The organism is Candidatus Darwinibacter acetoxidans (assembly GCF_041936445.1).
In the GTDB taxonomy this organism is placed as follows: domain Bacteria; phylum Bacillota; class Limnochordia; order Darwinibacteriales; family Darwinibacteriaceae; genus DTU010.
On record NZ_JBHGXH010000037.1, the window covers coordinates 1 to 8,707 of the forward strand.

At 60.4% G+C, this 8,707-nt stretch carries 5 protein-coding genes; 3 read left to right on the top strand and 2 right to left on the bottom strand.

The genetic code is table 11. From position 1 onward, the window contains the following. Window positions 1–1,507: acyl-CoA dehydrogenase family protein (locus ACE4YL_RS01140; RefSeq protein ID WP_461369058.1), on the bottom strand; the 1,507-nt coding region annotated here is incomplete at its 3' end. Between the two features lie 363 nt (window positions 1,508–1,870). Beyond that, window positions 1,871–4,282 (bottom strand): heavy metal translocating P-type ATPase, encoded by a 2,412-nt coding sequence (locus tag ACE4YL_RS01145; RefSeq protein ID WP_461369059.1) that lies wholly within the window; start codon window positions 4,280–4,282, stop codon window positions 1,871–1,873. Window positions 4,283–4,641: 359 nt separating this feature from the next. Between ACE4YL_RS01145 and ACE4YL_RS01150 the strand changes: the two genes are divergently transcribed. The 3 genes from ACE4YL_RS01150 to ACE4YL_RS01160 all read left to right on the top strand — a co-directional run bounded on the left by ACE4YL_RS01150 (window position 4,642) and on the right by ACE4YL_RS01160 (window position 8,644). Next, window positions 4,642–5,859 carry a (Fe-S)-binding protein gene (locus ACE4YL_RS01150; RefSeq protein WP_461369060.1) on the top strand — a complete coding sequence of 406 codons (1,218 nt, stop codon included), beginning with the start codon at window positions 4,642–4,644 and terminating at the stop codon, window positions 5,857–5,859. Window positions 5,860–5,962: 103 nt separating this feature from the next. After that, window positions 5,963–7,345 (top strand): (Fe-S)-binding protein, encoded by a 1,383-nt coding sequence (locus tag ACE4YL_RS01155; protein WP_461369061.1) that lies wholly within the window; start codon window positions 5,963–5,965, stop codon window positions 7,343–7,345. 105 nt (window positions 7,346–7,450) lie between these two features. After that, window positions 7,451–8,644, top strand: coding sequence for a (Fe-S)-binding protein (locus ACE4YL_RS01160; RefSeq protein WP_461369062.1), 1,194 nt, complete (start codon window positions 7,451–7,453; stop codon window positions 8,642–8,644). Window positions 8,645–8,707 lie beyond the last annotated feature (63 nt).

An 8,707-nucleotide genomic window follows, 5' to 3' on the forward strand; every position in this document is an offset into this window, starting at 1 on the left:
GGTCGCCGGCACCGGTCAGCGAAGATTTCCCCAGGAACCCCTCCAACCATGATGCCATTTCCCGGGCCTTCTTTTCATCACCGCCTTTTAATAATGATAAGACAAATTCCCCGGGGCTATAGAACTGGGACACCCGCTGCAGGTCGCGGTAAATCTGCATCAGCAAGACGTTGCGGGGCCCTTCCCAGAGCTCGTTGACCAGAACATCCCGCAGCAGGCGCGGCAGCGAGGAGAAATCTTCGATGACCCCGTGCCCGCCAAAGATGCTGATGGCCTTGCGCACGGTGTCGACGGCTTCAAAAGAAGTGCAGATCTTCTGCAGCAAAATCAATTCCCGCAAATCAAAGCGGGCCTTCTGCATTTCAAGCGGCTCATTGGAAAAGAGGCCCGGCTGCAGCTTCCGGCCCAGCCTGATAAAAAGGTCATAAATCTTGAAGGCGCCGGCAGCTGTCCGCTTCGCTGCCGTCGCGATTTCTTGAAGTTGATTGGCGGCCAGCGGGTGGCGGTTGATCTTCTCCCCGAACACATCGCGGAATTCGCTGTAAAGCAGGGCCTCCCTTGCCGCCCTGGTCATGATCCCCGCGCTGGAGACGCCCACGGCCATCCGTGACAGCGTCAGCACTATCCCCACGGCGTTAGCTACGCCCCTGTCTGTCGGGCCTATAGGATAGGCCAGGGCGCCGTGGAAATCTATCTCCGCCGTGGGCAGCTCCACCGTGCCCAGCTTCCACTTGATCCGGTTGATCACGTAACCGTTTCGCTTCTCCCTTTCCTTGTCGCCCGGCAGCCAGGAAGGAACAATAAATGTGCCCACTTTTTCACTGCCCGTCACCTTGGCGGTGACCACGGCATAATCCGCATGCACGGCTGAGCAGAAAAACTTGCTTCCGTAGATGCGGTAATAGCGGCCCTCCGGCACCGCTTCCATCAGGTTGGAGGGAATATCGGAGCCCCCCTGTATCTCGGTCATATACTGCGCCCCGATGGCGAAATCGCCGTCCAGGCCCTCCTTGCAATGGCGGTAAATATGATCGAGTTCGGGAAACCCGTGATCGGGATAATAGCCAATTAAGGCAATTAAACCTTCCGTGCAGGCCAGGGGGCACATCACTCCCGCTTCACCCATCTGGTGAAGGAGAAAAAGCTTGGCAAAGTATTCCCAGGGAGATGTCTTCTCCGCAAAGAGGCCTTCGGAAAAGATCTCTTTTTCGAGCTGGTGGGTCTCCAGGGGGCGCACAATCCGGTCTATTCTCCGGTTATAAGCGTCATAGTGCTGGATATAGGGACGCATTTCCGGATAGGCGATCTTGTCCGCCAGCCTGCTCCAGCGGAAAGACACTTTTGGCGAAAACTCCAGCAGCTTTTGATGCAGTCTATCCCACTCCGCGGCGGCATACTTTCGAACCAGCTTCTGGATAAAGGGATCGTCGCGATAGAAATCAAGTTTATCCCGTTTTTCCAAAAACCCGGCAAATGAATAGGGGTTTTCGCGGACAGGCAGGGTCATGGGTTCCACTCCTTTATTTCTTTCCTAACCAAATAGTAATGGAACCCCGTTCCAGGTGTCAATTTAATTTTGGAATATTTATTACTGTCCGCAAATTTTGCCGGAGCATGAAAGATCAGGTCAAAATCCCCCCCGGCTCCCCTTTTTCATAAGGGGGGAAAATTAGAAAATCATTCACATGGCCCCGCCCTAACCTGTCTTCATAGGCACTCATTATGTCATCCCGCCGCGCTGCCACCGAACCAAATAGCGGTTAACTTCAGGTTATCTCTCTCCGGATGACAGCAAGGGAGTCGGATGACAACGAAAGGGCTGTCTTTTTGTGACAGCCCCATGCAATTTGTTTTAAGCAAACCGTTCCCGTTAAGCGCGATCGGGGTTGTAGCGCTTCAGCAGGAGGGAGTTGGTCACCACGGAGACGGAGCTTAAGCCCATCGCCGCCCCGCCGATAACGGGCGTGAAGGCGCCGGCAATGGCCAGGGGAATGGCGACCAGGTTGTAGAAGAAAGCCCAGAAAAGGTTCTGCCGGATCGTGCGCAGGGTCCGGCGGGAGAGGCGGATGGCCGAGGCGATCTTGCGCAGATCGCCCTTCATCAGGGTGATGGAGGCGCTCTCCATGGCTATGTCCGTCCCCGTCCCGATGGCTATGCCCACGTCGGCCGTGGCCAGCGCCGGCGCATCATTGATCCCGTCGCCGGCCATGGCCACAACGCGCCCCGCATCTCTCAGCTTCTGCACCTCGGCGGCTTTATGCTGGGGCAGCACCCCGGCAATGACATGGTCAATGCCCACCTGCCCGGCAATGGACCGAGCGGTTCTCTCCTGGTCCCCGGTGAGCATATATATGTCAAAGCCCATCTGCCGCAGCTCCGCGATTGCTTCGGCGGCGCCTTCCTTGACCGTGTCCGCCAGGGCCACCATGCCGCAGGGATTTTTCCCCTTTATGGCCACCATCACGGTCTTGCCCTCTTCTTCCCAGCGCCGCTTCTGCGCCAGCAGCGGCGCCAGGTCCACGCCGTGCGCCTGGGCCAGCTTTTCATTGCCCACCAGCCAGCTTTCCCCCGCCAGCTCGAAGCTGATGCCCAGCCCGGGCAAGGCCTCGAAATTCTCTACCTCTTTCAGCGCCAGGCCCCTCTCTCCCGCCTCCTTGACCGCGGCCCGGCCGAGGGGGTGCTCGGATTTATTCTCGCCCGAGGCCACGATGGCCAGGAGCCCGTTTTCGTCCAGGGGATAGAGGGCCAGAATATCTGTTACCGCCGGGGCGCCGCGGGTTATCGTCCCCGTCTTGTCAAGGACCACGGTATCGATCTTCCCCGCCCGCTCCAGGTGCTCGCCGCCCCGAATGAGGATCCCCCTCGCCGCGCCCACGCCTGTTCCCACCATGATTGCCGCCGGCGTGGCCAGCCCCAGGGCGCAGGGGCAGGCCACGACGAGAACGGTGACCATGTGCATAAGGGAGCTTTCAAAGCCGGCCCCGCCGAGATACCAGCCGCCGAAGGTAAGCAGGGAGACGGCGATCATCGCCGGAACGAAAACGGCGGCCACCCTGTCCGCCAGCCGCTGGATGGGGGCCTTGGAGCCCTGCGCCTCCTCCACCAGGCGGATAATCTGGGCCAGGACGGTATCCTCACCCACCCTGGTGGCGCGGAAGGTAAAGTTGCCGAAGTTATTAATGGAAGCCCCCACCACCTCGTCGCCGGGCTTCTTCTCCACCGGCATGCTCTCCCCGGTAAGATGGGACTCGTCTATGCTCGTATGCCCCTCCACGATAACGCCGTCCACGGGGACCCTCTCCCCCGGGCGCACAACCACGAGGTCGCCGGCGGCCACTTCCTCCACGGGGATGTCCATCTCCACGCCATCCCGAACCACCCGGGCGGTTTTCGACTGCAGCTGCACCAGCTTCTCAATGGCCTCCGAGGTTCTCCCCCGGGCCACCGCCTCCAGCAGCTTGCCCAGCAGGATCACGGTCATGAGCATGGCCGCCGATTCAAAGTAATAGACGCCCCAGCCGGCAAAAAGCGAGGCCAGGCTGTAAAAATAGGCCACGGAGGTGCCCAGCGCCACCAGGACATCCATATTGGCGCTGCCAGCTTTCAAAGAGCGATAGGAGCCGGCGTAAAAGGGCCAGCCTCCGATAAACTGGACGGGCGTGGCCAGGGCCAGCTGCAGCCAGGGATTGAGCATGAAGTGGCGCCCGGCATGCGATGCCACCATCATCACGGCCAGGGGGAGGGTGAAAAGGGCCGCCATGATGAAGCGGGCCAGCAGCCACTTTCTCTCCTCCTGCCGGATACTGGCCGCTTCGCCGCGGGACAGTTCGCCGGCCAGGCGCGCCTCGTAGCCCAGCTCTTTAACCGCTGCAGCCATCTCGGGGGGAGTGATGGCGCCGGGAAGATAGCTGACCGTGGCCCTGCCGGTGGCCAGGTTTACCGACGCCTCCTGCACCCCCGGCAGCGATTTTAGCCTGCCTTCGACCCGCGCCGCGCATGCCGCACAGGACATGCCCGAGACCAGGAGCTCTTGCTTCTCTGCTGGAACCCCGTATCCCAACGCCACGATCTGCTCAATCATCTGCCGGGGCCCTATCCTTGCCGGGTCGTAGGCCACAACCCCCTTCCCTGTCAGCGGATTAACCTCTGCCGATAATACGCCGTCAAGAGAACGCAAGCCTTTTTCCACCCTGGCGGAGCAGGCCGCGCAGTGCATCCCGGTTATGGGTATGGTGATGGTGGCCTGCTTTCCTCCTTGTTTCTCCGTTCCGGACATGGTCATTTGCTCCTCCTTATCCAACCGGCTACCGGATCGCTTAAAAATCGTCTTCAGCGCCTCGTCGAAAACTTTATCGCCGCCCCCATAATACAACAAGCGCGGCCGGGGAACAACTCCGCTCACCCATAAACAGACCTCTGCCCATCCGCACGAGAGCAGCTTACAGATAATATGCGCTTGACACATATGACAGAATATTGTTATATTTCCTCCAGGGAAAACAGATTCCTACACTTAAGAACATGGGACGGGTCCGGCACCCGCGACCGTTATGGCTGCTCCGCAAAGATGCACTACCGGAAAAACCATGATGTGAAGGGCCGCAGGATTCACGCCGGAGCAAGAGAGAGGGAGGTCCCCTAATGGAATTGCTTAAACCTGCAAAACAGTTCAACGATGAAGCATGCACGCGCTGCGGCTTGTGCTTCAGCGAATGCCCGGTGATGAACCTGCCGGCTAAGGCGGCAAAGGAGGAGATCCGGCGGCTTATCGCCGGGGAGACCACCAGGCACGTGCTGCGCAAGTGCACCAGCTGCTTCGCCTGCGACTACATCTGCCCCGAGACTTGCAACCCCACGGAGCTGGTGCTGCAGCGCTGGCACGAACAATACCTGAGCAAAGGGCTGCCCATCCGCGCGCGGTACTACTCCCCCCATGAGAAGTTGAACTTCCGGACCTACGTGGTATCCAGGATGCCCGCGAAAGAGCGCGAGCTCATCCGCTCGTGGGCGGATCACTCCCCGTGCGAAGAGATCCTCTATCCCGGCTGCAACATCATCACCGCTCCCTTTATCACCCGCACCAGGGCCCTGGAAGGGATGGAGATACGCGGCACCCTGGACTACTGCTGTGGTGAGACCTACTACCGCATGGGGCTCCTGGAAGAGGTGCAGAAGGTGGCCCGCCGCCTGGAGAGATACTTCCAGACACTGAGAGTAAAAAGGGTGAATCTCCTGTGCACCGCAGGCTGCAACATGTTCATGAATGTGCTCCCCGCCTATGGCGTCAACTTCGATTTCGAAGTGCGGCCCTACCTGCCGGTAATCCTCAGCAAGCTGAAGTCCGGCGAACTAACTGTCACCCGCAGGCTTCATGGCACCGCCACCATCCAGGAGTCCTGCTATGGCAAGCAACTGGGAGAAGAATACATGGACGTCCCCCGCCGCATCCTGGAGTTCATCGGCCTGGAGGTGGTGGAGCAGAAGAAGCGGCGCCGGCGCGCGCTGTGCTGCGGCATAGCCGGAGGGTTCTCGCCCGGCTCCGGCTATCACATCATGGACATCACCCGGGCCACGTGGAAAAGCCTGATGCAGGCGCGCGGTGCCGGGGCAGATTACACCGTCGGCTACTGTGCAGGCTGCCTGCAGATGCTCTCTGTCGGCCGCCTGATTTTTCCCATAATCCCCCCCGTCTATCACCTCCTGGAGCTGCTTTCCATGGCCCTGGGCGAAAAAGTCGAACACCCCATGAAATGGCGGGCGTCCGCTTTTCTGTGGGGAGTGCTGCGGAACCAGCTGCCCCTCACCTTATCGAGAAAAAGGTACCGCATCCCGGAAATACCTGTAGTGCCCCCTCGCTGAGTCACCGAGCACGCGGGACGCCTGCAAGACGCTGCCACGACTGCCGCCGCGCAGCCTTAAAGCCCGCCGGGCGCAAGTAAGAGAAATAGGGAGGCATATCGGTATGACCACCGGCACGTTCCGCTTCTTCCGCAACGATCTTTGCACCCGCTGCGGCAACTGCTTTGCCGCGTGCCCCTACCTGGAACTGCCCCAAGAGAAGGCCAAGCAGGAGATCAACAACCTTATCGAGCGAGGGGTCTCGCTCGCCCTGGAGGTCTGCAATACCTGCCACACCTGCGACGCCGTCTGCCCCAATGGCGCCGATCCTTACGAGCTTGTCCTGGAACGCTGGAGCGTGCGAAACGAGAAGGGGCTCCCCGCCACCGCCAGGCTGGTCATGCCGTCGGAACCCTGCAATATATGGTCTTCATTAAAGGCGATCATGCCCCCGGATGAACTGGCCCTGCTGCGCGCCTGGGACGATTTCTCCCCCTGCGAAGAAATCTGCCTCACCGGATTCTACACCAGCGTGGTTCCCTATGTTTACAAGGCAAAGGTGCTGGAAGGCCTGCCGAAGCTTGTGGGCTCGGAAGCCCTCTTCGGCTGCGCCGGGGACATCTACAAAACAGGCCGCTTTGATATGGTGGAGCAGATAGCCCGCCGCCTGGAACGCCTCTTCTCGGAGATGGGCGTCAAAAAGGTGGTATGCTCCATGAGCGCGGAGGGAATGGTGCTCTCCGAGATTCTCCCCCGCCGCTTCGGGGCCAAGTTCAATTTCGAGGTGGAAGCCCTGGATGTATGGCTGCTGCGCAGGCTGCAGGACGAAAAGATCGCCCTCACCAGGGATTTGGGCATGACGGTGACAGTGCACGACAACTGCCTCTCCAAGATGCAGGAAGGGCGGCTGCAGGAGGTTAACCGGGAAATCATACGGCGCACCGGGTGCAGGATCGTGGAACCGCGCCATGCCCGCGAGCGCGCCCTGTGCTGCGGCTTTGGGGCCGCCGCGGCACGATTCCGAATCATGGATATCATCTCCTCGGGCTACCGCCGCTTGAAAGAGCTTGAAGACACGGGAGCCGACGCCGCGGTGATCTACTGCCCCGCCTGCCTCTTCATCCTCTCGCTGATCAAGGAGTTTGCAGGCTCCACCATGCCTTTCTACCATCCCGTGGAACTTGTGGAGATGGCCGCCGGCGGAGAGTCGCTGCGCCGCCACGAACGCCGGGCCTGGGACATGGCGGCTCTGATCAGCAACCACCTGTTGAAATACGCCGCCTTTCCCTCCTACCGCAGGCCTTTCCAGCCCGCATACATTCCGCCCGAACTAACTCCAGTGCCGGACCTGCCGGCAGGAGACCGCCGGCGCACACGCGCACTGGCCGCCCTCTACCACAGTCTCCTCGTGCAAAACAAGGCCGTGCGAACCCTTGTCTCCCTTGCCTTCAAAAGGGCGGTGGCGGCTTACGATGCAAAGCGCAGGCGAAGACTCGGGCTTAAATGATCCCAGCATGTCAGGAACGGCGCCTGACGGCGCCGGCGGCCCGGTTAACGACACCAGCGCAAGTTGACCGGGTGTGAGCCGGTAAATTCTAAGAGGGGGATTACAGTGTCTGAAAAGAGCAAACGAGACTTCTTCCGCTACGAAGACTGCGACCTGTGCGGCGATTGCCTTTACCGCTGCCGCTACCTTAACCTGGAGCGGGAGGAGGCCGTCAATGAAATGAAGCGCCTCCGGGCGGGAGAGCCGGCCCGCGTGGTGCACAAAAAATGCATAAGCTGCTACGCCTGCAACATCTTCTGCCCCAACGACTGCCATCCCTATGAACTTATCATCAGCGCCTGGCACTGCCGCTACCGCGAGCGAGGCCTGCCAGTGCGGGCTTCCTACCTCATGCCGGCGTCCGTTCCCAACTTCCGCACCGACCTGGTAAAGACCATGGCCCAATGGGAGCGGGAGCTCCTGCGCAAGTGGAAAGAGACCCCGCCCCAGGGGCGGCTGGTCCTCTACCCCGGCTGCAACGCCCTCACCCTCCCCCATCTCCTGCATGCACCCTACATGGATGGGGTGGTCATCTCCGGCGACTTCGAACTCTGCTGCGGAGAGATGTACTTCCGCATGGGCCTCTTCGACGTGGTGGAAAAGGTGGCGGAAAAGTTAACCGCCCATTACCGGGGACGGGAAATCGGCACCATGCTTTTCGTCTGCCCCGCCGGACTGAACATGTTCCGCAATGTCCTGCCCGGGCAGTTTGGAGCCGAGTTTAAGTTTGAGACAAAATTCCTGGGGGATCACCTGCTGGAGAAAGTCGTTTCCGGGGAGATCAAAATCATAAAGAAGCTCAATCGCTCCATAGCCCTGCACGATTCCTGCCACGGCCGCATTCTCGGCGGGGAGGTAACGGCGACCTCGCGCCGGTTGTACTCCTTGATGGGGCTGGAGATACGCGAGATCGCCGGAAGCGCGGATGAAGGACTGTGCTGCGGCATGGCGGCGGGTTGCAACCGCTACCACCCCGGGGATATGTACCGGGCTGCAATAAAGGAACTGCGCGCGGCTGAAAAGACAGGCGCGGACGAACTGGCCACTTACTGCGGCGGCTGCCAGCTCACCCTGGCCATGATGCGCCGGCTATACCCGGGGCGCCAGCCGGTGCGGCACATGCTGGAATATCTCCAGGAGGCCATGGGGATGGAGCCCTATCACCCGGCCCCCGGTCGCACCCTGCGCATGCTGGGCCATGTAATGGTTAAGGCCTTTCCGAAGCTGCTTTCCCGCAAGACCTACCTTATCGAGGTTTAAAGACTCAATTCACTCAGCGCGCGCCACCACCGCCGCCACCACCGCCGCCTCCCCCGCCGCCGG